Below are 25,893 nucleotides of genomic sequence, written 5' to 3' on the forward strand. Positions count from 1 at the left end.
TTTAAAATTTAAAAAAAATTAAAATCTTGCAGCCATTAAATATCCTGAAGAACTCCCTGAGGATCCATATGATCCCCCAAAGACAGATGTCATTGAATCTATAATTGAGTATGCAATTTTTTTGAGCACATTGGCAAGGCTAATATTTGCAAGGAATAAAAATGCCATATTTTTCTTGTATCCAAATCCTAGGTAAGCATGTAAATAGCTGGCATTACTGGCATTAATAACACTGTATTCAAAGCCGTTGTATGTTTGATTCTTCATTATAAACTTGATCCCAGCGGGCAATTCAGTAAGAATAGTTTTATAACCAGATTTTGCAAGTGATGTGTTGTTAAATTGTGCCTCATAAACATAAAAAGCCGTGGATGGAGATGAACCTGTTGTATTGTAATAAACTATTTCGGTTTTTGTTGTATTTTTTGCTGGGCCCTGGGACATTACCTTTGAAACATTGTATGAATTTCCGGTGATGCCTTTTACTGTGGACTGGCTTGGGAAACCAAAGTGTGATTCCGAGGAGGCTATATAGTAATACGCACCTGCAGCAATGATGATTATGACGACCACTACGACTATCGTATACTTTATTTTACTATTCATATAAATTAATAAATTAAGGGATATAAAAATTTATGTATAAATACGAAAATATAATTTTATTATATACTCATAAAAAATTAAAAAATAAAAAAACATTATAAATGAAATTGGCATTTGTATCCATGGTATCGGCAAGGGTAAATAAAATAAACGAGTCGGCAACTGTAAGTATGTCAAACAGGGCTGCAGAATTGAAGGCCGAGGGGAAAAAAATTTATAATTTTGGTATAGGTGAACCAGATTTTAAGACACCGCAATCAATTATTGATTATTCATATAAAATGGCAGGTGAGGGAAAAACACATTACACACCATCTGCAGGAATCCCCGAACTCCGGGAGAAAATTGCGGAGAAAATGAAAAAAAAGAATAATATTGATGTTTCATCAAAAAATGTGCTTGTTACACCTACAAAATTCTCACTAAACCTTGCCCTTTATACAATAATAGACCCCGGTGATGAGGTCATGCTTCCTGCACCATATTATGTATCCTACACAGATATAATAAAATTAAATGAGGGAAAGGCACTTATATTTGATACTGATGAAAATTATGAGTTTGATTTTGACAAAATGCGCAAAATGGTATCCCCAAAAACAAAGGCGTTTATGTTAAATAATCCTGTAAATCCAACGGGAAAGGTATATTCAGAGAGGACATTAAGGCAGTTATCTGACTTTATATTAGAAAATAATTTATTTTTAATATCGGATGAAATTTATGAGGATTTAATTTACAAGGGGAAGATGTTCTCACCCGGTTCAATAAAAGAAATGAAAGAAAAAACAGTTACCTTAAGTGGATTTTCAAAAAGTTATGCAATGACTGGATGGCGCATAGGGTATATGGTTGCACCCGAGGATATCATAAAGGCAGCGAATAAGGTACAGCAGCAAACACTTACATGTGCGCCATCAGTATCCCAGTATGCGGCACTGAATGCACTAGATGATGAGGATGATGTAATAGAGATGAGGAATGTTTTTAATAAAAGACGCATGCTTGCATTATCATTATTAAAGGAGATTGATGGCATAAATGTTTATGAACCTGAAGGCGCATTTTATATATTTCCGGGGTATAATAAGGATATAAAATCAAGTGAGCTTGCCATGGATCTTTTAAATAACCAGAATGTAATAATAACACCAGGACTGCCATTTGGAGCTGAAAAGCATTTCAGAATTTCATATGCAACATCCGATGATGTTATAACAGAGGGGATTTCAAGAATAAAAAAATATTTTAACTCAAAGAATTGAATTTTTTGCAATAAAATGTTAACATATATTATAAATTTTTAAATATTAAAGTGTAAAAATGCTTTCATTTAGTTTATAAGGCTGTGGCCACCATCAACGGGTATTATGGCACCATTTACCCATGACCCATCAGGACTGCACAGAAAATATATCACCTTGGATATATCCTCAGGGGGAGTTTCAAGATCTCCAAGGGTCCTTAATTTTGTGTAATCCTCCTCTGGCATGAAGCTCTGAATTATATATTCTGGCGCCACAGCGTTAATTCTTACACCCTTTTTAATCAACTCAGCAGCAATAATTTTAACTGATTTATTTAGGGCATATTTTATAACTGTGTATGATAGCAGATTTGATCTGTTCTTATTATCCACATCCGAATTGCTTACCAGTATTATAGAAGAACCTGAAGTCAGTAAATTAAGGAAGTTTTTAATCAAAAGCATTGGTATTTTTAAATGATTTTTAAACATTTCATCAATCCCTGAAAGGTCCTCAACAGTATCCTCAATATATCCACCTATGGTTATTACAAGCGCATCAACATTCTGTGAAATATTTTTAACCTTATCTGATAATGATTTACATGATTGATCATCCTTAAGCTCCTGTGCTATATAATCTATCCTTCCATATTTTTCCAGTTTTTTCTTTATATTTAAAAGGTGGTCCTCCTTTCTTGAATTGATAATCACATTGTAATTATTTTTTAAAAATTCATATGCTGTGGCCTCACCCAGATATCCAGTACCTGCTATTACAGCTGTTTTCATAATTTAATATTTATACTTAATAGTTAAACTTAATGGTGCTTTTAATAATTTAATATTATATTTTTTGAATACTTTTGTATTTTAAATAATGTTTATATAAAAACCTCATATAATATTTATGGTGATATTTTTGCAGGAAGGGATAAAAAGTGAGGATATGCTAACAATTTATTATACAATGGTGAAGAGCAGGCATTATGAAGAAAAAATAAGGGAGATTTATCTTAATGATAAAAAACCTTTATTTAATATAGCAGCAGGTAAAATTCCGGGGGAGATGCATTTATCAGCAGGTCAGGAACCAACCGCAGCATGGATGTCCGTTTTATTAAGGGATGATGACTTCGTTTACAGCACGCACAGGCCGCATCACACTGCAATATCAAAGGGTGTTGATTTAAACAAAATGACTGCGGAAATCATGGGCAAAAAAACAGGACTTGGCCATGGAAAGGGCGGACATATGCATTTATTTGATCCACAAAAACACTTTGCCTGCGCTGGCATAGTTGGATCCTCGTTCCCTCCTGCTGTTGGGGCGGCATTAAGTTTCAAACTTGATGGAAAGGATAACGTGGCTGTTGCCTTTGGTGGTGATGGATCGCTTAACCAGGGCATGTTCATGGAATCAATGAATTTAGCATCCCTATGGAAGCTGCCTGTAATTTTCATTATAGAAAATAACGAGTGGGCAATTTCTGTAAATGTAAAGGATTCAACACCACTAATAAGAGACTCTGACAGGGCACTTGGTTTTAACATGCCATCAAAATATGTTCCAGATAATGACCCTATACAGATGTACCTCGCTGCCAAGGAGGCTGTTGAAAGGGCAAGATCAGGAAAGGGACCAACGCTAATAAGCATAGATACATACAGGTATTACGGGCATTTTGAGGGTGATCCGGAGGTATACAGACCAAAGGATGAGGTTAAAAATTTAATGGCAAAGGATCCAATAAAACGCCTGAGAGATCAGATATTAAATGAAAAACTTGCATCAGAGGATGAAATTGAAAGGCTTGAAAATTCTGCACTTGAGGAAATAGATCAGGCGGTTAAATTCGCCGAGGATAGCCCTGACCCTGATGGTAATGATGCACTGGCTGATGTTTATGCTCCTGGCTATTATGAACAGGAACCAAAGTCCAGGGGTAGAAAATTGCCAATGTATATGGCAATATCCGAGGGGATATCACAGGAAATGGAAAAAGATTCCTCGGTACTTTACATGGGTGAGGATGTTGGCGTATACGGCGGAATTTTTGGTGCCACAACCGGACTTTATAAAAAATTTGGACCTGAACGTGTCAGGGATACACCAATAAGTGAGTCAGCATTTATAGGTGCATCATCAGGTCTGGCCGCAGCAGGAAAGAGACCAATAGTTGAATTGATGTTTACAGACTTCCTTGGAGTAACATTTGACCCAATTATGAACCATATAGCAAAAAATTATTACATGTCCGGTGGGAATGTAAAGATGCCAATAGTAATTACAACGGCAATTGGTGGTGGATATGGTGATGCTGCACAGCATTCTCAAACACTATTCCCAATATTCGCACATATACCCGGATTAAAGGTGGTTGTTCCGTCCAATAGCTATGATGCCAAGGGGCTAATGATTTCTGCAATAAGGGATGATAATCCTGTAATTTACATGTTCCATAAGGGTCTTATGGGACTTCCATGGATGCCCTATCCGCAATCTTCTGTTGTTGAGGTTCCTGAGGAGGAATATACGGTGCCAATTGGAAAGGCAAAAATAGTAAAAACTGGTAATGATATTACAATTGTTTCCGTTGGATCAACAGTCCATATGGCACTTGAGGCTGCAGATGAGCTTAAAAAGGATGGAATAGATGCTGAGGTAATAGACCTCAGGACTGTAAAACCAATTGATAAGGAAACAATTCTGAATTCCATTAAAAAAACGGGATATATGCTTGCTGTTGATGAGGATTATGAGAGTTATGGCCTCACCTCTGAGGCAATATCCATTGCATCGGAACTTGGGTTCAAGGATTTAAAGACCGCACCAAGAAGAATTGCATATCCGGATATACCCGTGCCATACAGCAGGAATATGGAATCATTCTCACTTCCAAGCAGCGAAAAAATAATAAAAACAGTGAAAGAGATGATAATGTGACGCTAATAAAAATGCCATCCATATGGAACTTTGAGGAACTTGGTAAGGCTGTGGTAACACAGTGGTATGTAAAGGAGGGGGATTCTGTGAAGGAGGGGGACCCGGTATGCCAGATTATGGCTGCAAAGGTTACCGTTGAGGTCCCATCACCTGTCACTGGTACAGTTAAAAAGATAATGGCTGAAATGAATCAGGAAATATCCCCAGGGGACCCATTAATGGATGTTGAATGATAAAATTAATGGCAAATTTAGTTACATTAAATTTTATATTTTTTAAATATTAAAAAATATTTTTGTTTATAATTTCAGCAACAGCATCAGGTTTATTGATCATTGGTACATGTCCCCCGTTTTTAATAATAAATAATTTACCATTACTGACATTTTCCTCGAGGATTTTGGCATGTTTAATATTTATTCTTGGGTCATCATCGCCCCATATAATTATTGTTTTTGATTTAATTTTATTTAGGTCATCTGCTTTTATCATATAATTTTTGGAATTAATTAATATATTTTTCATTATATCAAGATCGTTGCCAGGTTCCAGCCTGTTAAGTTTATCAAGAAATGCATTAATACCTTCCATTGGTATGCCGTCACAGCATATACCTGCAGAGTCAATAAGTATCAAATAATCCGGGGATTTAAAATGAATTGAGTAATAGGCCGCCACCCAGCCACCATAGGAGTTGCCTGCCAGTGCAAACTCCTTATTGACCGTATTTTTTATTATTTCATCCACAACACTGCACTGTAAATCCAGCGTGTATTCAATTTTTGGTTTTGCAGATCTCCCATGGCCAAGCAGATCCGGCGCTATAATTTCAAAACGGCTGTCCAGTCTTGTAAATAGTTTTATCCAGTTATTGGATATCCCACCGAGACCATGCAGTAATATTAATGGAAATTGACCGTTTCTATGTAGATATGAAATGACGCCAAATCCTGTTTTTAATTCAAGTCTTTCGATATCAAACTGCATTTATGGTCTAAAGTTCTCAATATTATATTTAAGTTCCGATAGGAATCTGGCCGCAGGTGCACCGTCAACTGCACGGTGGTCAACAGTAATTGATGCGGTCATTACCTTTCTTATCTCAATCTTCCCATCAAGTACAACAGGCCTGTCCTCTGTACTACCAATGCTTAAAATTGCAACCTGTGGCCAGTTTGGTATTGACATAAAATATGATACACCAAGGCTTCCAAGATTGCTTATTGTAAATGTGCCACCGGTAATATCAATTTCTTTTATTATACCATTTTTTGCCCTCGCAATTAATTCCCTGTATTCATTATCAAGTGTTTTAATATCCTTTGTGTTAACATTCCTAATAACTGGAACTATCAAACCTATTTTTGAATCAACTGCAATTCCTATATTATGGCTATCGTATGTAATTATTTTGTTATTTTTTATTTCAGAATTCATGTATGGATAATGCATTAATGTATTACTGATAATTTTTATTAGTAAAACATTCATGGATACGCCTGCAGATTTGTATGCTGCCATAAAGTCATCCATTAAAATTTCTGAATACAATGATATAATTGCCGATTCTTTTAAACCGGAAACAAGATGGTCAGCAATCATCTTCCTTATTCCGGTAATTGGCTTTCTTTCAATTACATGGGGATAAAAATTCTCAGCTATATATTTTTTAATATAGTCCATGGTCAGCAGGTTTTTATCCACGTTTAGTGAATCCAGATTAATGTTATACTGATCGGCCAGCCTTTTTATATCGTTTAAATTGGAATCCATATCACATTATTTATTATGACTATTAAATATATTATGTTAATACGAATATTTACATAATGAGCCATAGTGCCATGTCAGCGGGTCCTTATTTACAGAGAATTTTTATCCTCTAATAAAGTCCTGATTTCTCCTTAAATAACCCTGTATCAAAATGTAGCCATAATCTAATTAACAGAAAAACATAGCTCCGGGCAGATTCGAACTGCCGTCGACTGGTCCAGAGCCAGTAATGCTTGGCCGCTACACCACGGAGCTTTAAAAATGTATTACAATTAAATATAAAAATGTTAATAGGCTTAAACCAATTACAGTTTTAATGTTTACAGCGGGAAACAGGCTTAAGCTAACAATTTTTGGCTCATCGCACGGCCCTTACATAGGTGGCATACTGGATGGGCTTCCGGCGGGTGTTAATATTGATATGGATTATATAAATAAATGGCTTGATCGTAGAAGGCCCGGGATAAATTCAATAACAACACAGAGGAAGGAATCAGACAGAATAGAATTTATCTCAGGGCTTAAGGAATTTTATACTGATGGATCTCCACTTGGCTTTATTTTTAGAAATGAGGATTATATCAACAAACATTATGATTATATTAGGGACAATCCCAGACCAGGGCATGCAGATATTACAATGTATTATAAATATGGTGAATACAGAAATTACGAGGGTGGCGGTTTTTTTTCCGGAAGAATGACCCTGCCTCTTGTTGCCGCAGGGTCCATTGCCATGCATATATTAAAAAATATTAATATAAGCATAGTTTCATATATAAAATCTGCAGGCGGATTTAATATTCAAAATGAAAATATATCTGATGAGGACTATTCATACAGCTTCAGGACCAGAATGCCAGACCCTGATCTTGATGATAAACTTTATAACAAAATTCTTGAGATCATAAAGGATGGTGACAGCCTTGGTGGAATAATAAAAACCATTGCATATAATATTCCACCGGGTATAGGTGAGCCATTTTTTGACTCTGTGGAGAGCACAATAGCCCATTTAATGTTTTCCATACCGGGATTAAAGGGCATAGAATTTGGTGCCGGTTTTAAGCTTGGTTCAATGTCCGGTTCACAGGCCAATGATACGTTTTATTACGACGGTGATAAAATAAAGACCAGAACAAATAATTCTGGTGGTATACTTGGTGGGATTACAAACGGCATGCCGCTGGAATTTAGTGTTGTTATGAAGCCAACATCATCAATAAGAAAGAAACAGGAAACTGTTAATCTAAAAACACACCAGCCATCAGAAATACAGGTGATTGGCAGGCATGACCCCTTTATAACCCTAAGGGCTGTTCCTGTGGTTCAGGCATTAACAGGATTTGCAATACTTGATCTTATTATGTCAGATTCATCTCAAAAGAAATGGGATATATTTAACAGAGGAGATGGCAATTAATATGGATGCAATCAGGATAAAGCCTATGGAATATTTTGCAATTCTAAACGCTCCTAATACAGTGTCCATTAAGGTTTTGAAGCTATCCTCCCGGCCCATATGAACCGTTGTATAAACTGTTTTCATTCCGATTTTTACGTCAGAGATATCATTTATTGCATCTTTAACAGCAGTTTTTATTAGATTCACCACATCATCAGGATTGCAGTTAAGGCCCAGAGGATTTATATCAAGATTGCTTGCATTTACAACGTGATTGTCAGTGGTGTATATTTCAAGGTTATCTACAATATCACTAAGCTCATTCCTTGATTTCTCCATAATATCATGTGTTATATTATTGGAATCTGTAAGTACTATTGCATTATATTTTCCATTAATCTCCATTGCAAGTGCCTGAATACCCATGGCCGCCAGCCCACTAATTCTGGCCGATATTCTGGAATAGCCAATTCTTGCAGGATATGCATCAGACAATTTTGAAAAGGCCCGTTTCATTTCCGGGATAAACTGGGAACAGTTATCAAGTTCAGGGGCATTTTTGGTAAAATCATTCTGTGCGTCAATCAGGGCAAAATCATCCATGCCGGAATCCCTCATGGCGCGGATTAATTTTAATCCGGATTCCAGTGAGATATCGTCGAATTTCTCACTTTCTGGAATTATTGCTGAGAACCCATAATTACCAAACTTTTGCATTGATATTTCATAACCATTAACATTTATCTTTTTCATTTCAGATACTGTGCCCGAATAGTGCATATCCTTCAAACCCTGTTTAACAGCATCGGCAATATTTTTTATATCTGATTCACCACCACAGTTATTGCTGTTTGTTGTTGCGGTGTGAAATACCATTATGTTATCCATGTTAAGCTCGTGGCTTAATTTTTCAGGAAGATTGCTGCTGCAGAGGTTTCCAAATGGGCCGGGATGGACATACGGAAATATTAAAATAACCTTGCTTTTTTCACAGTCCTTTATATCAACTGTTTTAACTGGTATTTTTACCCTTTTATTATATATTTTCCCAAAAAATGATTCACCAACACTATTATCCTGAGATCTGTTAAGGAAAAAATTGATTATTTCTGGAACACTTGCACTGTACTTTCTGGTGAATTTTTTTGTGGTTAATGTAATAAATAGATAAGAAAATAAAAGAAATATTGCAGAGGAAAAAGATACTGTAAATAAAAACATGGGCAGGTACGGTGTTTTCAAAAATATGAAGAGTGAGGATATTAAAATGGAGTATGAATAATCTGGAGATAGTATAATTGCATAATGCATATTTTCTGGATAATAAACATATAGAATCAAAAAACGAAGGAACACTGCTATTGATGTTGATATGCCTATTAAATATACAATATTAAGGCCGATTATTGAATTAAGTGCAAGGAAAATCCAAAGAAATAGGGATGCTGAAAGAAATGACATAAAATCCAGATATATTATCCTTCTTGAGTTAAATGATTTATTTGTCAGTCTTATTGTTATAACATCCATGGCAATAAAAACAAAAAATGGAATTATTGATAAAAAAATAAAATTAACCATGCTTTTTATTAAAAGAAAATTTATAATATAAATAAAAAGTACTGGAAATATGAAATAGTACCATTTCGGTGATTTTTTAATGTATCTTGAAATGCCCGCCAGGGTCTTATTGCTTTCCATTTACCACCGGATTATTTTATTAAATATAAATATATTTTTTACATTATTTTGAATTTATAATAATCAGTGCACAAGCCTCTTAATCTTGAAATAACCATAACCTGTTAAAATTCTTACATACTCTGGAAGTTTTTTACTGGTATTGATGTCTATATAAAGGTCTTTGATATCATTTAATTTTTCCTCAGTGGAAACAATTATTATATTATCAAATCCAATTAAATCAAAAACACGCCCTGATATCTGTTTATTCCCCCTGCCAAGCAAAAAGCCCTGGCCACCAATGGGTGATATTATCATAACAGTCCTTTTTTGGCTAACATAATGATAAATTGTCGGCTCATCAATATCCGATGCAACAAGGCTTCTGTTTAAAATAAGATCAAAGCCAAGTATGTTTGTCTTTATTCCAAGGTTCAACAGTATTTCCTTACATGTGGTTCCAGGACCTATCAGATAATATGTATTGTTATCCATATTGTCAATTATATACTCTGCTATATCCCCTGCAGAACCCTGAGAATACTCTGCCTTTGAATTAATTACAACATCGCCTGATTTTATAATTTTCATTAAACCATAATTTTTTATTGAAAGTTTCCCATTTCTGTAATCCTCCTCAGTTATGTCATTTACCTCAGCGTATGTTGTTTCATAGTTTTTTGATGATACCAGACTGTTAAAAAGTGATGCGGCGTGTTCAGCGTTTATTGAAAATACAGAACTGTACATTTTTACACCTGCAGGTATTCCGATAAATAAAAATCCGGTGCCGCATGAAACGATATCCCGGGCAGTTCCGTCACCACCAACAAAACAGACAAAATCTGGATTTACAAGTGATTTAATAAAATTTACCGTATCCTGAGATGATGATGGATATTCTGGATAATATGTTATTTCATATTTATATGAGAATTCATCAAGCAGATATGACCCCATATAACCATAGGGAACATAAAATAAGGAATCACCCGGAATTATTTTTGATAAAAATTTTCTTGCAACACCAAGAGAATAAGATTTTTCAATACTTTCAAGCTTCAGGTTATCTGAGCCCTTATTATTGATCTCACCACCATAGCCCGCAAGCGGGTTTACAAAGAATCCTATTTTCATTTTTAAATCCTGTATAAACTGTTTTCTTCCGGTATTATCATATTAACATTATTATTTTTAATTAGTTCCCTGTATGAAAATTCTGATAAATGTGTTGGCATAAAGATTCTGGATTCACTTTTTTTAAATGCATTTATTGCGTCCTTAACAGATGAATGCCCAAATTTTGGGGCCTCGGATGAAAGTCTTGACGGAAATGTAGCCTCATGTATAAAAATATCTGAATCATGGCCTGATGTAATCACATCCTCTGAATATGATGTGTCCCCTGAATAAAATAAAATTTTATCAGATTTTATTCTGTATGTAATGTCCTCAACTGTATGAATTCCATTCCCAGTTTCAATATTTTCATAATTATCTGTAAAAAAGAAATGTTTTTTAAAATCATCAGGCGAATTAAATATATCCAAAAGAGTAAAAACTGATTTTTCAATATTGCGTGGACCCATGATTGTTATATCGCCATCAATATTCCTTAATGCCCTCTGCCATAAAAGATCGGGCAGGCCGGAAAAGTGATCCAGATGCATGTGCGTGATTAATACAAGATCAATTTTCTCCAGTTTGATTCCATTATCTATTATTGACTCTGCAGTGTGTGGGCCGCAATCAAGTAGTATATGATCATCAATTAAAAACGATGTATTTTTTCTATTTTTCTCTATTTTTGCACTCCACGTGCCAATAACCTTTATATCCATAACAGATTATTTTGATTGATTATTAACATTTTTCTAATGGATGTTCCATTTAATGGTTTTTATAATTTCAAATAAATTATTAGATTTGACTGAAAAATCAGAATACTTTAACATTTCCACGTTTGAGGGGTTAAATGCTATAAAATATCTGGACGCCCTTTTCATTGATAAATCCATGAATGAATCACCAACAGATAATGTTTCATCCTTATCTATTCCAAATGTCTTTTGTATAAGTCTTACATTGTAATCCTTTTTTAACGGGTCAACATTTTTGACAATTTTCATGTTCTCAGTATCTATTTGATTGCCTATTGCATAATCGAATCCATACATGGTGCCAAGATACTCTGCAAATTCATGAACACCGGCGGAAACTATTGCAGTTTTTATGCCCATTTTCTTTATTTCTTCCATTGTCATATGCAGATTGGGCGATATATCATTTAGATTAAGATATCTGGCCATATTTCCAGATCTTAAGGAATTATAAAGATGTGCGGGTATATTATGCCTGTAAAGGTAATCAAAAGTATAAATCATTTTATCTCTTTTTATTTTATTTCCAGATATTTTATCGATTAAAACATCCCATGAATTTCTGTTCTTTAACAGCACACCATCCATATCAAATACTATCAATTTAATATCATTTAATTTCTTAATATCTTTATATACATTTTCCATTTCTTTTATCTCCATCATAAATTAATATTTTTTATATATATTAAGACTTTTCTATATAAATTTTAATAAAATATATATTATTTAAAAAATTTGCCAAAACAAAATTATTTATAAGCATATTGTATTGCATTTATGTTTTATGTGTCTGACAATAAATAAGTTTAAAAATAAAATCAAAACCGGTGATGATAATTAGCGTAGACTATATTGTCGCTGCAATATTAATCCTTTCGTCCTTCTTTGTTCTTTCACTTGTTTTCAACGTTTTTGATCTAAAGGGCACAATTGCAGCACTTATCGTCGGAATAATTATAACATTTGCGGGTTCAATTTACTGGCTTATTTTAATGCTTATATTTGCCGCCACGGCGTTTATGGCAACAAAATATAGGATACAACAAAAGGCAAAAATGAAGCTTCAGGAGGGGCGCGATGGGGAACGCCATGCATCCAATGTTATATATGCCGCACTGATTGGGTTAATCATAGCAGTTTTTAACGTATTTAAGGTATACAATCTGCCCTATTTTGAACTCTTCAGCATATCATTTGCGTCGGTAAATGCAGATACATTCGCATCTGAGATAGGGGTTTTCGATAAGAATGTTAGATTAATAACAAACTTTAAAAAAATTGTGCCCGGAATTAATGGCGGGATTTCATTGCTGGGAGAGCTTGCGGCGGTTTTTGGTGCCTTTATTATTGCATTTTCTTATTCAGTTCTTAATTTTCATAATATAAATATTATAAGTATATTGATTATTACATTTTTAGGATTCCTTGGATGCCAGTTTGATAGCATACTTGGTGCGGTATTTGAAAATAAAAATAAAATGACCAAGGGGCAGGTCAATGCTGCTTCAACACTCATGGCGGTTTTCGTTGGGATACTGTTTAGTTTTTAATACATTGATATTTAATTGCCTGCATTTATATGATTTAAAAATGTAATAAAAATTTATTATCGATTAAACTATTACCATATATGGCTAAATTATTTGTTATATCAACAGCAGGAAAGGATGATATAAACAGGGCCAACATGGCCATGAATTTTGCATACAATGCAGTTAAGAATGCAGGCGCCACCGTTGCCTTTATGTTCCTGGGCCGTGGGGTGGAAACATTGTTAAAGGATTCAGGCGGTTCCAAACCAATGCTGGATATGATCAATAATATGAAGGAATTAAATATAGATGTTATGTACTGCAAGGTTTCTTTAAAGGGCCTCGGATTAAACCCTGAAATAATATTTGATGGAATAAGGGATGTTATGGGTGGTGTTGAAACAGCCAAAAGGGTTGATGAGGGCTATTCAGTTATAACATTCTAATTTTTAGTATAATACTAATATTTATATATACATTTACAATAATAATCCGTGCTTATTATTAAAAACCTATCCTCAGGTTATTATCAGGATAAAAAATACCATGAAGTTATAAAAGATATTAATCTCACTGTTGGGGAAAATGAAATAATAGGCATCCTCGGCCCAAATGGATCAGGTAAAACAACACTGTTAAGGGCCATAATGGGTGAAATTTATTCAAGCAGCGGTGATATAATATACAATGGTCAGAGCATATTTGAAAAGGGCAATTATTCAGAATTTAGAAATAATGCAATATATGTTAAGCAGGATTCATTTAACAGCCTTAAACCATTAAAGAGCATTAATTTCCAGATTGGTAAATTATATGACTGGAAATCATTTGATGAAAATTATGTTAAATCACTATTTTCTGAACTGTCACTTGACCCTGCAATACTTCAAATGAAGGCCTTACAGTTAAGTGATGGCATGCGCCACAGGGTTGTGATTGCCATGGCACTGCTAAAGGAACCAAAAATACTGATGCTGGACGAACCCACAACAGGCCTTGATTCAATATCCACATATAAGTTACTTAAAATTCTTAAGGAAATAAAAAAGAAAACGTCCATAATAATTTCAAGCAATGATGTCAATGCACTTTTTGAAATAGCAGATAGAATATACATAATGTATAACGGCATGGTTATAGAGGATGCAAACTTTAATGATTTGTTAAAATGCAGGTTCCATCCATACACTGATATGATTCTGAAATATGTTCCGTTGTATTCCAATAAAAATCTGGTTTACAGGCCGGTAAAAAATGATAGGCACGGTGGCTGCGTTTTTATAAATTCCTGTCCATACATAAATAATGAATGTGAAAACGATATACCGTATAAAAACATTAATGGTCATGGTTACCGCTGCATAAGATATCCTGGGTGGAAGGATGATAAAAATAATTAATTTAACAAAAAAATATAAAATTAAAACCGGGAATTTTAGATATTCCGATTTTTATGCCCTTGATAATATATCAACGATTTTTAAGGAAAATATTATAAATGGAATAACTGGTTCATCTGGTTCTGGAAAAACAACACTGGCAAATATAATATCTGGTTATGACAGGGATTATTCCGGTGAGGTTCTTTATGATAATTCCCAAGAGAAAAAATATGATTATATACGCTATGTGTTTCAGGACCCTTACATTTCATTAAATATGGTTAAGACAGTGGAATGGCACATAATGACCGCATCAGAATTAAACAATGTGGATATTGAAAGCTCAATAAAAAAATTTGAATCCACCAGGCTTGATTATGATGATTATAGATCAAAATATGTAAATACACTATCCGGTGGAGAAATGCAGAAACTTGCATTTACAATTGCAATTATTCCTGATCCAAAATATATAGTTCTGGATGAGGCTTTTTCAATGCTTGACCCCATTAATTTATTTTATATGCTCTCACTCTTAAAAAGCATAAGGAAAACCATTTCTGTAATTTATATAGACCATGATATAAACCGTGTGGCCTTCGCATCCGATTATATTTATATACTTAATAAAGGCAGAATCATTGAGGAAAATGATACTGATACTATCATGAATAAACCTGAAAATGAATATACAAAAAAATTAATAGAATACTCACCGGATTATAAAAAAAGAATTTAAATTTTGTTATGCTCCTCATCAACCAGGTTTACGGTCTTTCCCGCCCTCCTTGCAACATCAGGTTTTTTATATTTTATGTAAAATGCATAAATTACTGAAAATAATGTATAAACACCTATTATTATGATTGCATCTGTTATTGGGTACACTGGTGGCACCACTGATTCATAGAGAACAAAAAGGAATATGACGGTGGCAATTGCTGGAAATGCATAATGCTCTGTAAAGTGTTTTATTTTATCCAGTATATTTCCATGTTTTTCCTTTAATCTTATGAACATTGTCATAACACTGGTATTTAAAAGGACGTGTGTAATAATTAATCCGGCAAGTGCCATGGTTGTTAAAAACTGGAAGGAATCGGTTAATGCATTAACAATAACCGGATCACTGGCCCTGCTCGTTAAAAGTGTGTATGGATTAACCCCGGCACCCATTGCAATTAAAAATGTTGATATAATTGCCATAACTGAGGATGAAACAGCCACAAATATAAGGGCCTTTGATGGTGTCACATATTTTTTATGTATATATGAAAAGAATTTTGGTATAACTCCGTCCCTGCCCATGGCAAAATACACTCTACCCGCATTGGCCTGCATTGCAACAGAATCAGAAAATGCAGAGTTAAATGCAACAAGAGAAAATAAAACACCGCCAACTATACCTGTGTATGCAGTTGCCACAATAATTCCAGGAATACCACTGGATGAAAACGTTTGCATCATTGGTATCCCCCAGCCAACGATCTGAGCGTATGCAACCTCTGTCAATACAATACCAACGATCAGAAGGCCAACTGTCAGTGCCCTTGTTATGGCCTTTGGGTTTGTGGCCTCCTCACCCAGAGGGGCTGATCCACCGTAGCCTATAAAACTTGTTAAACCAAATATCATGCCAAGGCCAACACCTGCTATAGGGCCACCCTCAGGTGCAAACCATGATGAGTACTGTGGCCACGCAAATGGATTAAATACATTGACTGTGTTATCAGGAGCCTTTATTATTATAATTGCAGATAATGTGGCAAGGAAAATCAACTCAAAAAATGATGCGTATTTTATGTATTTCATCTGTGGTCTGATTCCTATTATTGCTATCATTATGGGTATAATTATAAATGCAAGTATGAATGGTATCCATATCCATGCTGGCATGCCAATTCCAAGGAAATATTTAACAACGCCCGGCAGCACAACACCGGCAACGAAAACCGGAATTGCAGCGGTACTCACTATCTGGTACATCGGATACATTAATCCTGCACTTATTGCAGGAACAGGGCCAAATGCATTGGCAATATAACCGTAATACCCCCCTGCGCTGGCATGTCTTCTTGATAAATGATATAATGTATTTACCTCCAAAAACATGGTTAATGTTGCGATTATAAATGATAATGGTGTTAAAAAGAATGCGAAAATTGCCGAGGATACCACAAAGGCTATTGCATCACATGCTGGGGCCATTGCTGATATTTCCTCCGCTATGGCACCCCAGGTCCCAACCTGCCCTTTTTTTAGCCTGTTTTCATATTCTGTGGCTTTTTTATTATCATACATATAAAATTAGTATTACACTAACATATTTAAACATTTTTCATTGCAATAGATTTTTATTATTTATTATATTATAATGTTCATGTATGATATATGGAACTCCTTATGTGCACTGGCAGTGCTTGAGGGGAAAATTGAGATAAGCAAGAATATTGACAATAAACCAGAGGAATCTGGAATCTTCAGGCGATCTGTTGGAAAGATAAGGGGCCAGATACGTGATTACAGATCAGGCATATATAAGTCCACAATGGGAATCCATCTTGTTGAATTTACTGATCATTATGAGCTTCATGTTGATTCATATGACCCTCAAAAATATCCAGTGAGGCATTTAATTATTGACAGCCCTGATACGTTAATAAAAACCGGCATGCTGTTAAAAACAATAAAAAAAATTAAATGATTATTTTTTAAACCATGGAGAGCCAAGGGGAAGGGTTTTTTCCTTTATTGAATTGCTTATTATTGCAAAGCTTGTGTATACAGCGAAAAATGCGGTGATGAATCCAAATATTCCACCTATTCTGGTAAGTGTGGTATTTGAATAATATGCACCGAAACCAAGGGCCATGAATGCAAGCCACAGGAATAAAAATGTCATATTTAGGGCCAAATTTAGTCTCATTGCGTTTGCCCACATATAAAGTGTAAAAAGCCCCCATAGGATCAGGGCTATGCCAAGTGCATGCACAGAAATTGTTATAATTTTTAAATAGCTGAAGAAGACCAGAAGACCGTAAAAGAACCAGAATGAACCGTAGGATGTAAAGGCTGTGAAACCAAAGGTGTTCCCCCTGCGCATTTCAAATGCACCGGTTAGAAGCTGTGCAAATCCGCCATAGGAAAATGCCAGTGGCATAACAACAGATACTGCAGTGCCGGATAATATTCCGGCATTGACAAAACTCAATAAAAATGTTGTAAAACCAAAGGCTGCAAGTCCAAGGGGTGCAGGATCAGCAAGCAGGGACTTATTTATCTGATTAACCTCCATTGGATTGGACTCGGCAATTTTTATCATTGCCTTATTTTCATTATCAATTTCCTTTATATTTTCCATTAATTACCACTCTGTTTTTTTATTAGATCCATTGCCCTTTTGATTTCATCAACTGACGCCTCATTTTCCAGGGTGCTTATATCCCCTGGAAGCTGGTTAAGGTAAACCGCCTTAATTACCCTCCTCATTATCTTTCCTGACCTTGTCTTTGGAAGTGAATTCACTATGTGTATCTCCTCCGGAACCATTATTGGGCCAAGGTCATTTCTAACCTTCCTCTTTATTTTCTCTATTAACTCCGAGGATTTTTCATAGCCGTCCTTTAATGTAACAAATGCTATTATTGCATCACCCTTCACAGTATCAGGCTTTCCAAATACTGCAGCCTCTGCTATCTCTTTCATGGATACAAGCTCATCCTCTATCTCTATTGTACCTATCCTGTGCCCTGAGACCTTTAATACCTCATCACTCCTTCCAAGCAGCCAATAATATCCATCTGAATCCCTTATGGCATAATCTCCCATAAGGTATATATTCTTGAATTTTGAAAAGTAGACATCTATATACCTCTGGTCATCACCATTTACTGTAAGCATCATGCCTGGCCATGGCCTTTTTATTACCATATATCCCTTTTCACCATCCCTGACCCTCTTTCCATTTTCATCCAGCACATCAGGTTCTATGCCCGGCATTGGAAATGTTGCAGAACCTGGTTTAAGGTCTGGAAGCCCAAGATATATGGATGGTGCTATTGTAAAGCCACCGGTTTCAGTCTGCCAGTATGTGTCTATTATTGGGCACCGATTCTTGCCTATTACCTCATAGTACCAGTGCCATGCCGCAGGGTTTATTGGCTCCCCTACAGTACCGAGTGCCTTGAGAGTTGATAAATCATGTGATTCCGGATATTTTTCACCATATTTCATTAATAACCTTATTGCCGTTGGTGATGTGTATAGTATGTTTACACCATACCTTTCTATGATTTCCCACATTCTATCAGGTTTTGGATAATCTATTGCACCCTCGTATATTATTGATGTTAATCCAAGAAGGAGTGGGGCGAAAACAATGTAGCTGTGACCGGTAATCCACCCTATATCAGCAGCACACCACCAGCGATCCTCGTCCTTTGGATCAAATGCCCATTTAAGTGTGTTTGCAACCCACACAGGATATCCGCCATTGCCATGCACTATGCCCTTTGGCTTTCCTGTTGTTCCCGATGTGTATAGAATAAATAATGGGTCATTTGAATCCATCCTTTCGGGTTCAACATATGAATCCTCCAGAATTTCATCATAGTAATAATCACGGTCACTGACCATGCTTATTTTATTATTTGCATTCCTTACAACTATTACATTGTCTATGCCGGTGCTTAAATCAGCAGCACGGTCCACTATATTCTTTAAATCTATTAATTTGCCCTTTCTGTATGCACCATCTGCTGTTATTACTGTTTTTGATCTTGAATCATTTATCCTCTGTGCAAGTGCCTCCTCTCCAAAGCCTGAGAATACAACATTGAACACCGCACCGATTCTTGCACATGCAAGCATTGCAACCGGTGCCTCTAAAATCATTGGTAAATATATTGTAACATTATCACCCCTCTTTATTCCAAGGTTTAATAATGCCCTGGCAAATGCATTTACCCTCTTGTATAATCCATAGTATGTTACAACCTTTTCATTCCCCGATTCTGATACCCAGATAAATGCAACCTTGTTCCTTTTATACGTGTTTATATGCCTGTCAAGGCAGTTATATGACATATTCGTCTTTCCATTTATAAACCATCTGTAGAATGGCTTTTTTGAATCATCAAGAACCTTTGTGTATGGTGAGAACCAGTCTATTATGGATGCATGTTCATTCCAGAATTCATCCGGATTCTCAAGGGATTTTTTATAGGTCTCAAAATACCTCGATAAATGCGCGCTATATCTTTCATTCATGGGTAGTGTATCATTCATAATTAAAAGTAAAATAAAACTGTATTTAAATCTTTTTACAAATTTCTTATACCCATATACGGCATATGCAGTAAAAAATTACTAATTATGGTAACAATAAAAATGAGATTTGTATAAATACTATTAATAAATTTTTATTAATATGAATATATTTATAAAAAAATGTTATTTTTTAAGCTCATTAACAAGCTTGTCAACAACAGAAAACAGGTCATCAACTATTCCATAATCACACTCATCAAAAATTGGTGCAGTTTTATCCTTATTTATTGCAATTACCGTTTTAGCGCCACGTATTCCTGCTATGTGCTGTATCTGACCTGAAATGCCAAGCGCTATGTAAAAATCTGGCCGCACCTTTTTACCGGATAGACCAACCTGCTGATCCTCACTGAGCCATTTATAGTCAAGGCAAACGGGCCTGGAACCTGCAAGTTTTGCATGAAGGATATCTACAAGCGGTTCAATTTTTTGTATGTTTTCCTTGCTGCCAACACCCCTTCCAATGGATACTATAATTTTTGCATCGCTTATATCCTCGCCACCAGAGTTTTTATCAAGTCTTGATTTTATTTCATAAATGCTCTTTTGTAATTGAAGATTTTCAGATTCCGATATCTTTTCAAGTGTATCTGCAGATGATATGCCTGGTGCAACTGTAAATAAATGAAAATCTGAACTTTCCTCCATTACCGTCTTGCCACCATAAAATAATCTTTTTGTAATGATTTTATCATTATTATCAAAATAAAAGATTTCGGTAAGGCATTTCATTCCAGTTCTGGCAGAAAGTATTCCGGCTATTTCCCTTCCAAGCACCGTGGAGGATATAAAAATAAAATCATATTTATTTTTATCATTAAGCTTTATTATGGCATCTGAAAGGTTGTCAGAAAAACCGGAGTCATAAAAATAAACCTTTGATGCACCGTACTTTAATACAGATTCATCATGAATCGATATGATATCTATGTCCATTTTTTTTGAAAAATATGATGCCATCTCCCCTGCATTTTTTGGTATATCAGAGAAAAGTAATCCCCTCATCTTGATGCACCCCTTAAAAGCCTGGATATTTCAGCAACACCATCATCAGTATTTTCAAATATTATCCTTTTTCTTTCACTTTTTGGTGCGGTATTGGATATTACATTAGGTGAATCACTGTAATTTGGATTTGCGTCAATGATTTTTATCTCCTTTTTCCCGGCCTTCATGATCTGCATAACATTCGGCAGTCTTGGATTATTAATTTCCTGTGCAACAGATATTACAACCGGCATGGCCTGGGTCTGAATCACATTATATTCCTCAAGCTCCAAGGTGGCTTTTACATTTTTATCCGCTATTTCTATGCCTATGGCATTGCTAAGAAGTGGTATTTTCATTTTTTCAGATAGTACCGGTGCAAGAATACCAGAATATGAATCTGATGACTGGTTGCCTAGGATAATGATATCAAAATTTTTGTCCTTAATATATTCATAAATTACATTTGCTGTTACATGCGGGTTAGATTTTTTGTAACCCTTTAATATAACACCGGTGTCAACACCCATGGCATATGCCTCCTTTATTGCAGATGTTGTTTTATCGGTGCCAAAGGATATGCCGGTTATTTCCCCACCATATTTTTCCTTTAACTGGACTGCGGCCTCTATGGCATTCTTGCTTAGGATGTCAAGTTTCAAGGGGAGATTATCAAGAATCGGCTCTCCATTTTCATTTGTCTTCAGCTGGTCCATATCTATGGTCTGTTTAATCAGGACTGCAATATTCATAATTATGTGATGTTTTAATTAATATTTAATTTTTCCAAAAAGAATGAATATTATTATACATAAATATAAGGTTACATATAAACAAAAGACTTTATAAAATATAAAAAAATGTGGTTTAAGTGATATTTATGTTAATTTTACAGGCTGGTGGTGCGCTTGGAATATAGCGGTACATTCATTGTTGATTATCCATTAGATGATGTAAATAATTATTTTTCAGATATAAATAATGTTATACCCTGCCTGCCGGGAATATATGACCTTAAAAGAGGTGAGATAATACAATGCAGGGTTAAGTTCGATATTTCAGATGAGGGAATAGGAAACCTGAGCACTGTATCAGGTAAAATGTCTTTTAAATATAACAAAAATGAGAATAGGGTAAATATAAACGGAAAGGGTAAAATAGAGGGTTCTAAAATAGTTTTTAATATAGATATCACGTATGAAAAATACAATGACAAAACAAGCATTACATGGAAAAGCAAATTTGATTTTGGAATACTTATGAGGCTTATTGGCATTCAAAAAGTTGAGGATATATCATTAAAGAATATACAGCAGACAATTCACTGCATAGAATCCAGGCTTGTATATAATTAATATCATAATATATATTATAATATTAATTTTAATATTAATAAGGTTAAAAACACATTTTTTTTATTTAATATGATAATTAATTTAATAAATTATTAATAAAGAAACAATATTTTTTCCTATGATTTCAATCATTTACGATTACATTAACTGGGAGGAAAAACAGATTATTAAAAAGCTGCAGGAGGAAAATATAGAATACAATATTATAAATGCAAAGGATGAGCCCTTAAATATTACTGGCAAAAATAGCAAAATAGGTGATGTTGCATTTATAAGATGTGTGAGCCATAGAAGGTCCTTATATTACTCTGCAATACTGGAAAATCAGGGTATCAGAACAATAAATTCCTTTAATATTTTTAATATCACAGGGAATAAGATAATTACATCCGCGTATCTTTATAAAAATAATATACCAACTCCTGAATCCACTGTTAGCTTTTCAAAGGATGCTGCCATTGGGGTTTGCAATTCCTATGGCTATCCAGTTGTGTTTAAGCCAGCATCAGGAAGCTGGGGCAGGATGGTATCATTAATAAAAAATGATAATATGGCAGAAACAATTTTTTCAATGAATGATATGGTTAATGAATCAGGTGTTTATTACATCCAGAGGTATGTGGAAAGACCACCAAGGGATATAAGGGCGATTCTAATAAATCATGATATTTCAGCAGCAGTGTACAGGTATTCCAACGATGGCTGGAAAACTAATCTTTACCGTGGTGGCAAGGTGGAAAAGGCGGCCCTGAGCGATTATGATAGGGAGATTATAATTAAGGCATCTGAAATATTTGATGCGGGTGTGATTGGAATAGATGCAATGGAATCTCCAGATGGCATAAAAATACATGAAATCAATGGCAGGGTGGAGTTTAAAGGTGCCTCAAGGGTTTATGGTGATAAGATAATAAATGATGTTGTTAATTTTCTTAAATCCACTAGTTAGGATAAAAATATTATATTAATAAATTAATGGCATAATATAAATTTAATAATCAAAAAAACATAAAGTGTTATGAAAGAGATATTCCTTGATAAAAATGAGAATGCATTTGATATACCAGAAAACTTAAAGTATGAGTTAATGGAATATATTAAAAAAACACCATTTAACAGGTACCCAGAAAAGGGATTACCCACACTGCTTGAAAAAATAGGCGATTTTCTCGGTTTTAATCAGGAAAATATAATTGCAGGAAATGGCAGCGATGAGCTCCTTAATTTAATAATATCCTCATCAAGAGGAAACGTTCTAATTAACTCACCAACATTTGAAATGTATTCATTTTATGCAAAAAATTATGGGAGGGGAATAACAGATATCCCACTGCGTGATGATTTTTCAATAGACGTTGATGCCATTAAAAAGGCAGGGAACACAGGGCTCATAGTTATATGCTCTCCAAATAACCCCACAGGCAATTTAATATCAAAAAATGATATACAGGAGGTGCTTGATCTAAATATACCAACAATACTGGACAATGCATATTTTGAATTCTCGGAGGAGGATTACACACCAATGATAAATGATTATGATAATCTTATAATACTGAGAACATTTTCAAAGGCCTTTAGCATGGCCGGCCTAAGGGTTGGTTACGGAATAGCCAGTGAAAAAACAGCATCTGTACTTAAATCACTTCAGGCACCGTTTTATTTAAACATTTTATCAGCAAAAATGGCTGAGATAATGATTGACAATTACTCATACGTACGCGAAAAGATAAAATATATAATTGATGAACGTGAAAGGGTGTACAGGCATGTAAAGGATATTGCATATGAAAGCAGGGCAAATTTCCTTTATTTAAGGCATGATTTGTATGACTTTATGGAAAAAAAGGGGATACACATAAGAAAGCTGCCACTTGTTAAGGATAGATCAAGGATTACCATAGGCACAAAGGAGGAAAATGATATTGCAATAAATGCCATGGATGAATTCATGGAAAATAAATTATAAATCTATAATATTACTGGTGAGTGATTATATGAATCCGGTGGATAAGGTATTATTAATAGTTGACGGTGAGAGCGGGGCAGGACAGGATATTTCAGAAACATTTTCAAAGAACGGTGCAAGGATTGTCCTTATATATACAGATAAGGAAAAGGCGGTGAAATTAAAGGAAAAAATAGAAAAAATGGAGGGCATAATAAATATATTTTCAAGAGATGAAAAAAACCTTTATGATAAGGTTAAGCAAATTGCAGGCAGGGTAGACATAATTATTAATAATATATATTTTGAAAATATTAATAAGGGAAATGAAGATTTCATGAATGTTCTTCAATCTTTGGATTACTACATAAACTTTATAAAAAATGCAAGAAATTTCGGTGCAACATTAATTATAAATGCTGTATATAATAAAGACGACTCCTTTGAATATTCAATGGTTAAGAGTGTTTTTGATACATTTACATTAAAATATAAAACAGATGCCAGAATTTTTACAGTTTCATCCAGTAATATAGACCCGGAGTATATAGAAAAACTTCCTGATAAAATTTCAGAAAAAAAATTGCAGAGTTCAGATATAACCAATGCAATAATATTTAGCACCATAGTGGACGGAATTAACAGAAAGATTTTAGATCTGTAACATTGTTTTATGTTATAATATAAAAATTTTATAAAATTTAATTGCCGTAAATTATAAAGTCTTACATCTGATTATCAGGGTGTTTAACTTAATTCATATTAATTAAGCCTTAAGAATTACAGGTATTTTTCTGGGCATAAATATATTAAATTAAACCAGATTTTATAATTTAATCTGTAATTATTCTTCATTATTCATGCTTCCGTGAACAGATATTAGCATAGAAAATATATTATATTATTTCCTGTTTTATTATACATGGATGCAAATGTTAGGGAAAGGATTATAAAAATGAAAAGTATGGTTTTTGAAAACCTAATGGAGTCTTATATCCCCTTTCCAATGGATAAAAAACTTTATTCCTCATGGACTGAATCCCTGGAAAGAAATAAAAAAACAGTGCTTTATACATCTTACATGTACCAGATATCCGGAATACTAAAGAGATACGAGAAACTCTTTCCAAAGATATACAGGGTTAACATGCCGAAAAAATTAATCAGTTTATCAAAGTTTATCATCAGGCCATCTGATTCTGAACTGCAGAGGTCGTTCAGCATTTTAAATAATATATCGTCTATGCTGAAAAAAAACGGAATTGATTTCGGGTATTTATATGAGGATGAACCATATTCCGGTGCTATTTTACTTGAGTCTGGATTCCTTTATGAATTCCAGAAATACGGAGAAAAATTAAGGGATTTTTTTCATGATCGGGGCATAGAAAAACTTATAACCGTTGACCCGCATACAACAAATGCATTAAACAGGCTAAAGGAAATAATAAACTTTGATATAGATGTTGTAAATTATTTAGAAATTATAAATTTCAAGGGTTCCGGTGATTATGTAATACATGATTCCTGCCTTTATTCAAGGGCGTTAAACATGTATGACCCTATTAGGGCAAAGATAAAAAATGCTGGTATAAATATTCATGAGGATTACCTCGTAACAAGCAGGGAAATGGGATTCTGCTGTGGTGGCCCGCTATCCCTTATTTCAGAATCAGACAGTGAGGAAATTTCAAAGATGAGGTCTGAAAGTTTGCTTAAGGTTAATAATAATGTTATGGTGATGTGCCCCCTGTGCTTTGAAAACCTTTCACCATATATTGATAATATAAAGGACCTGGCAGAGGTAGTTTCATAGGG

The 25,893-nt window shown here is 34.5% G+C and carries 27 protein-coding genes and 1 tRNA gene; 14 read left to right on the forward strand and 14 right to left on the reverse strand.

The window, feature by feature from the left end; translation table 11 throughout:
* Positions 1-18: 18 nt before the first annotated feature.
* A complete protein-coding gene (locus TZ01_RS03680; protein WP_156150298.1) occupies positions 19-606 on the reverse strand; it encodes a hypothetical protein in 588 nt (195 codons plus the stop codon).
* A 107-nt stretch (positions 607-713) separates the two neighbouring features.
* On the opposite strand from TZ01_RS03680, the gene TZ01_RS03685 reads away from it, so the two are divergent.
* Positions 714-1,871 (forward strand): pyridoxal phosphate-dependent aminotransferase, encoded by a 1,158-nt coding sequence (locus TZ01_RS03685; RefSeq protein ID WP_231563414.1) that lies wholly within the window; start codon positions 714-716, stop codon positions 1,869-1,871.
* A gap of 68 nt (positions 1,872-1,939) precedes the next feature.
* Here TZ01_RS03685 and TZ01_RS03690 read toward each other — a convergent pair whose 3' ends face one another.
* Positions 1,940-2,644, reverse strand: coding sequence for an SDR family oxidoreductase (locus tag TZ01_RS03690; RefSeq protein WP_048101471.1), 705 nt, complete (start codon positions 2,642-2,644; stop codon positions 1,940-1,942).
* A gap of 130 nt (positions 2,645-2,774) precedes the next feature.
* Between TZ01_RS03690 and TZ01_RS09400 the strand changes: the two genes are divergently transcribed.
* The gene (locus TZ01_RS09400; RefSeq protein ID WP_197065853.1) at positions 2,775-4,799 is read left to right on the forward strand and encodes a pyruvate dehydrogenase complex E1 component subunit beta; all 2,025 of its coding nucleotides are present in this window, start codon (positions 2,775-2,777) and stop codon (positions 4,797-4,799) included.
* The gene (locus tag TZ01_RS03700; RefSeq protein WP_048101472.1) at positions 4,796-5,032 is read left to right on the forward strand and encodes a biotin/lipoyl-containing protein; all 237 of its coding nucleotides are present in this window, start codon (positions 4,796-4,798) and stop codon (positions 5,030-5,032) included. The genes TZ01_RS09400 and TZ01_RS03700 overlap by 4 nt, the downstream gene beginning before the upstream one ends.
* Before the next feature lie 49 nt (positions 5,033-5,081).
* Here TZ01_RS03700 and TZ01_RS03705 read toward each other — a convergent pair whose 3' ends face one another.
* The 3 genes from TZ01_RS03705 to TZ01_RS03715 form a co-directional block, all read right to left on the reverse strand.
* Positions 5,082-5,786, reverse strand: a complete 705-nt coding sequence (locus TZ01_RS03705; RefSeq protein ID WP_052656740.1) for an alpha/beta fold hydrolase — start codon at positions 5,784-5,786, stop codon at positions 5,082-5,084.
* The gene (locus TZ01_RS03710) at positions 5,787-6,572 is read right to left on the reverse strand and encodes a 2-oxo acid dehydrogenase subunit E2 (protein WP_048101473.1); all 786 of its coding nucleotides are present in this window, start codon (positions 6,570-6,572) and stop codon (positions 5,787-5,789) included.
* Between the two features lie 182 nt (positions 6,573-6,754).
* A tRNA-Gln gene (locus TZ01_RS03715) sits at positions 6,755-6,827 on the reverse strand.
* A gap of 61 nt (positions 6,828-6,888) precedes the next feature.
* Between TZ01_RS03715 and aroC the strand changes: the two genes are divergently transcribed.
* Complete coding sequence (gene aroC / locus TZ01_RS03720; RefSeq protein WP_048101474.1) at positions 6,889-7,995, forward strand: chorismate synthase; 1,107 nt, start codon at positions 6,889-6,891, stop codon at positions 7,993-7,995.
* On the opposite strand, the gene TZ01_RS03725 is transcribed toward aroC, so the two are convergent.
* The 4 genes from TZ01_RS03725 to TZ01_RS03740 form a co-directional block, all read right to left on the reverse strand.
* Complete coding sequence (locus TZ01_RS03725) at positions 7,948-9,678, reverse strand: DUF2070 family protein (RefSeq protein WP_048101475.1); 1,731 nt, start codon at positions 9,676-9,678, stop codon at positions 7,948-7,950. The genes aroC and TZ01_RS03725 overlap by 48 nt on opposite strands.
* A 63-nt stretch (positions 9,679-9,741) precedes the next feature.
* Positions 9,742-10,797 carry an ATP-NAD kinase family protein gene (locus TZ01_RS03730; protein ID WP_048101476.1) on the reverse strand — a complete coding sequence of 352 codons (1,056 nt, stop codon included), beginning with the start codon at positions 10,795-10,797 and terminating at the stop codon, positions 9,742-9,744.
* A 2-nt stretch (positions 10,798-10,799) separates the two neighbouring features.
* A complete protein-coding gene (locus TZ01_RS03735; RefSeq protein ID WP_048101477.1) occupies positions 10,800-11,501 on the reverse strand; it encodes an MBL fold metallo-hydrolase in 702 nt (233 codons plus the stop codon).
* Between the two features lie 33 nt (positions 11,502-11,534).
* Positions 11,535-12,206, reverse strand: coding sequence for an HAD family phosphatase (locus TZ01_RS03740; protein WP_048101478.1), 672 nt, complete (start codon positions 12,204-12,206; stop codon positions 11,535-11,537).
* A 167-nt stretch (positions 12,207-12,373) separates the two neighbouring features.
* Between TZ01_RS03740 and TZ01_RS03745 the strand changes: the two genes are divergently transcribed.
* The 4 genes from TZ01_RS03745 (at position 12,374) to TZ01_RS03760 (ending at position 15,196) form a co-directional block, all read left to right on the forward strand.
* Positions 12,374-13,093, forward strand: a complete 720-nt coding sequence (locus TZ01_RS03745) for a DUF92 domain-containing protein (RefSeq protein WP_048101479.1) — start codon at positions 12,374-12,376, stop codon at positions 13,091-13,093.
* Between the two features lie 80 nt (positions 13,094-13,173).
* A complete protein-coding gene (locus TZ01_RS03750; RefSeq protein WP_048101480.1) occupies positions 13,174-13,521 on the forward strand; it encodes a DsrE family protein in 348 nt (115 codons plus the stop codon).
* A 48-nt stretch (positions 13,522-13,569) separates the two neighbouring features.
* On the forward strand, positions 13,570-14,475 hold the full coding sequence (locus TZ01_RS03755; RefSeq protein WP_048101481.1) for an ATP-binding cassette domain-containing protein: 906 nt from the start codon (positions 13,570-13,572) through the stop codon (positions 14,473-14,475).
* Complete coding sequence (locus tag TZ01_RS03760) at positions 14,459-15,196, forward strand: ABC transporter ATP-binding protein (protein WP_048101482.1); 738 nt, start codon at positions 14,459-14,461, stop codon at positions 15,194-15,196. Before TZ01_RS03755 ends, TZ01_RS03760 begins: the two co-directional genes overlap by 17 nt.
* Here the strand turns inward: TZ01_RS03760 and TZ01_RS03765 are convergent.
* A complete protein-coding gene (locus TZ01_RS03765; protein WP_048101483.1) occupies positions 15,193-16,758 on the reverse strand; it encodes an APC family permease in 1,566 nt (521 codons plus the stop codon). The genes TZ01_RS03760 and TZ01_RS03765 overlap by 4 nt on opposite strands.
* Before the next feature lie 79 nt (positions 16,759-16,837).
* Between TZ01_RS03765 and TZ01_RS03770 the strand changes: the two genes are divergently transcribed.
* Positions 16,838-17,161, forward strand: coding sequence for a hypothetical protein (locus TZ01_RS03770; RefSeq protein ID WP_052656742.1), 324 nt, complete (start codon positions 16,838-16,840; stop codon positions 17,159-17,161).
* Here TZ01_RS03770 and TZ01_RS03775 read toward each other — a convergent pair whose 3' ends face one another.
* From TZ01_RS03775 to TZ01_RS03790, 4 genes are all read right to left on the reverse strand, one after another.
* Positions 17,162-17,818, reverse strand: coding sequence for an acetate uptake transporter (locus TZ01_RS03775; protein ID WP_231563415.1), 657 nt, complete (start codon positions 17,816-17,818; stop codon positions 17,162-17,164).
* Positions 17,818-19,743, reverse strand: coding sequence for an acetate--CoA ligase (gene acs, locus TZ01_RS03780; protein ID WP_048101484.1), 1,926 nt, complete (start codon positions 19,741-19,743; stop codon positions 17,818-17,820). The genes TZ01_RS03775 and acs overlap by 1 nt, the downstream gene beginning before the upstream one ends.
* 165 nt (positions 19,744-19,908) lie before the next feature.
* Positions 19,909-20,790: an electron transfer flavoprotein subunit alpha/FixB family protein gene (locus TZ01_RS03785; RefSeq protein WP_048101485.1), complete on the reverse strand. Its 882-nt coding sequence runs from the start codon at positions 20,788-20,790 to the stop codon at positions 19,909-19,911.
* Positions 20,787-21,524, reverse strand: a complete 738-nt coding sequence (locus TZ01_RS03790; protein WP_048101486.1) for an electron transfer flavoprotein subunit beta/FixA family protein — start codon at positions 21,522-21,524, stop codon at positions 20,787-20,789. Before TZ01_RS03790 ends, TZ01_RS03785 begins: the two co-directional genes overlap by 4 nt.
* 156 nt (positions 21,525-21,680) lie before the next feature.
* Between TZ01_RS03790 and TZ01_RS03795 the strand changes: the two genes are divergently transcribed.
* The 5 genes from TZ01_RS03795 (at position 21,681) to TZ01_RS03815 (ending at position 25,891) form a co-directional block, all read left to right on the forward strand.
* On the forward strand, positions 21,681-22,127 hold the full coding sequence (locus TZ01_RS03795) for a CoxG family protein (protein WP_048101487.1): 447 nt from the start codon (positions 21,681-21,683) through the stop codon (positions 22,125-22,127).
* Positions 22,128-22,245: 118 nt separating this feature from the next.
* Complete coding sequence (locus TZ01_RS03800; RefSeq protein WP_048101488.1) at positions 22,246-23,076, forward strand: RimK family alpha-L-glutamate ligase; 831 nt, start codon at positions 22,246-22,248, stop codon at positions 23,074-23,076.
* 69 nt (positions 23,077-23,145) lie between these two features.
* Positions 23,146-24,096, forward strand: a complete 951-nt coding sequence (locus tag TZ01_RS03805) for a histidinol-phosphate transaminase (protein WP_048101489.1) — start codon at positions 23,146-23,148, stop codon at positions 24,094-24,096.
* Between the two features lie 28 nt (positions 24,097-24,124).
* A complete protein-coding gene (locus tag TZ01_RS03810; RefSeq protein ID WP_162216741.1) occupies positions 24,125-24,739 on the forward strand; it encodes an SDR family NAD(P)-dependent oxidoreductase in 615 nt (204 codons plus the stop codon).
* A 258-nt stretch (positions 24,740-24,997) separates the two neighbouring features.
* Positions 24,998-25,891 (forward strand): (Fe-S)-binding protein, encoded by an 894-nt coding sequence (locus TZ01_RS03815; protein ID WP_052656743.1) that lies wholly within the window; start codon positions 24,998-25,000, stop codon positions 25,889-25,891.
* Positions 25,892-25,893 lie beyond the last annotated feature (2 nt).

It is taken from the genome of Acidiplasma sp. MBA-1 (genome assembly GCF_000949015.1).
In the GTDB taxonomy this organism is placed as follows: Archaea; Thermoplasmatota; Thermoplasmata; order Thermoplasmatales; family Thermoplasmataceae; genus Acidiplasma; species Acidiplasma aeolicum.

Coding starts and splice junctions, on each gene's coding strand:
- TZ01_RS03730 (WP_048101476.1), bottom strand. CDS start 10,797: ATGAAAATAGGATTCTTTGTAAACCCGCTTGCGGGCTATGGTGGTGAG.
- TZ01_RS03770 (WP_052656742.1), top strand. CDS start 16,838: ATGTATGATATATGGAACTCCTTATGTGCACTGGCAGTGCTTGAGGGG.
- TZ01_RS03765 (WP_048101483.1), bottom strand. CDS start 16,758: ATGTATGATAATAAAAAAGCCACAGAATATGAAAACAGGCTAAAAAAA.
- TZ01_RS03800 (WP_048101488.1), top strand. CDS start 22,246: ATGATTTCAATCATTTACGATTACATTAACTGGGAGGAAAAACAGATT.
- TZ01_RS03705 (WP_052656740.1), bottom strand. CDS start 5,786: ATGCAGTTTGATATCGAAAGACTTGAATTAAAAACAGGATTTGGCGTC.
- TZ01_RS03775 (WP_231563415.1), bottom strand. CDS start 17,818: ATGGAAAATATAAAGGAAATTGATAATGAAAATAAGGCAATGATAAAA.
- acs (WP_048101484.1), bottom strand. CDS start 19,743: ATGAATGATACACTACCCATGAATGAAAGATATAGCGCGCATTTATCG.
- TZ01_RS03790 (WP_048101486.1), bottom strand. CDS start 21,524: ATGAATATTGCAGTCCTGATTAAACAGACCATAGATATGGACCAGCTG.
- TZ01_RS03785 (WP_048101485.1), bottom strand. CDS start 20,790: ATGAGGGGATTACTTTTCTCTGATATACCAAAAAATGCAGGGGAGATG.
- TZ01_RS03805 (WP_048101489.1), top strand. CDS start 23,146: ATGAAAGAGATATTCCTTGATAAAAATGAGAATGCATTTGATATACCA.
- TZ01_RS03750 (WP_048101480.1), top strand. CDS start 13,174: ATGGCTAAATTATTTGTTATATCAACAGCAGGAAAGGATGATATAAAC.
- TZ01_RS03810 (WP_162216741.1), top strand. CDS start 24,125: ATGAATCCGGTGGATAAGGTATTATTAATAGTTGACGGTGAGAGCGGG.
- TZ01_RS03760 (WP_048101482.1), top strand. CDS start 14,459: ATGATAAAAATAATTAATTTAACAAAAAAATATAAAATTAAAACCGGG.
- TZ01_RS03740 (WP_048101478.1), bottom strand. CDS start 12,206: ATGATGGAGATAAAAGAAATGGAAAATGTATATAAAGATATTAAGAAA.
- TZ01_RS03725 (WP_048101475.1), bottom strand. CDS start 9,678: ATGGAAAGCAATAAGACCCTGGCGGGCATTTCAAGATACATTAAAAAA.
- aroC (WP_048101474.1), top strand. CDS start 6,889: ATGTTTACAGCGGGAAACAGGCTTAAGCTAACAATTTTTGGCTCATCG.
- TZ01_RS03710 (WP_048101473.1), bottom strand. CDS start 6,572: ATGGATTCCAATTTAAACGATATAAAAAGGCTGGCCGATCAGTATAAC.
- TZ01_RS03745 (WP_048101479.1), top strand. CDS start 12,374: ATGATAATTAGCGTAGACTATATTGTCGCTGCAATATTAATCCTTTCG.
- TZ01_RS03690 (WP_048101471.1), bottom strand. CDS start 2,644: ATGAAAACAGCTGTAATAGCAGGTACTGGATATCTGGGTGAGGCCACA.
- TZ01_RS03815 (WP_052656743.1), top strand. CDS start 24,998: ATGGATGCAAATGTTAGGGAAAGGATTATAAAAATGAAAAGTATGGTT.
- TZ01_RS03680 (WP_156150298.1), bottom strand. CDS start 606: ATGAATAGTAAAATAAAGTATACGATAGTCGTAGTGGTCGTCATAATC.
- TZ01_RS03735 (WP_048101477.1), bottom strand. CDS start 11,501: ATGGATATAAAGGTTATTGGCACGTGGAGTGCAAAAATAGAGAAAAAT.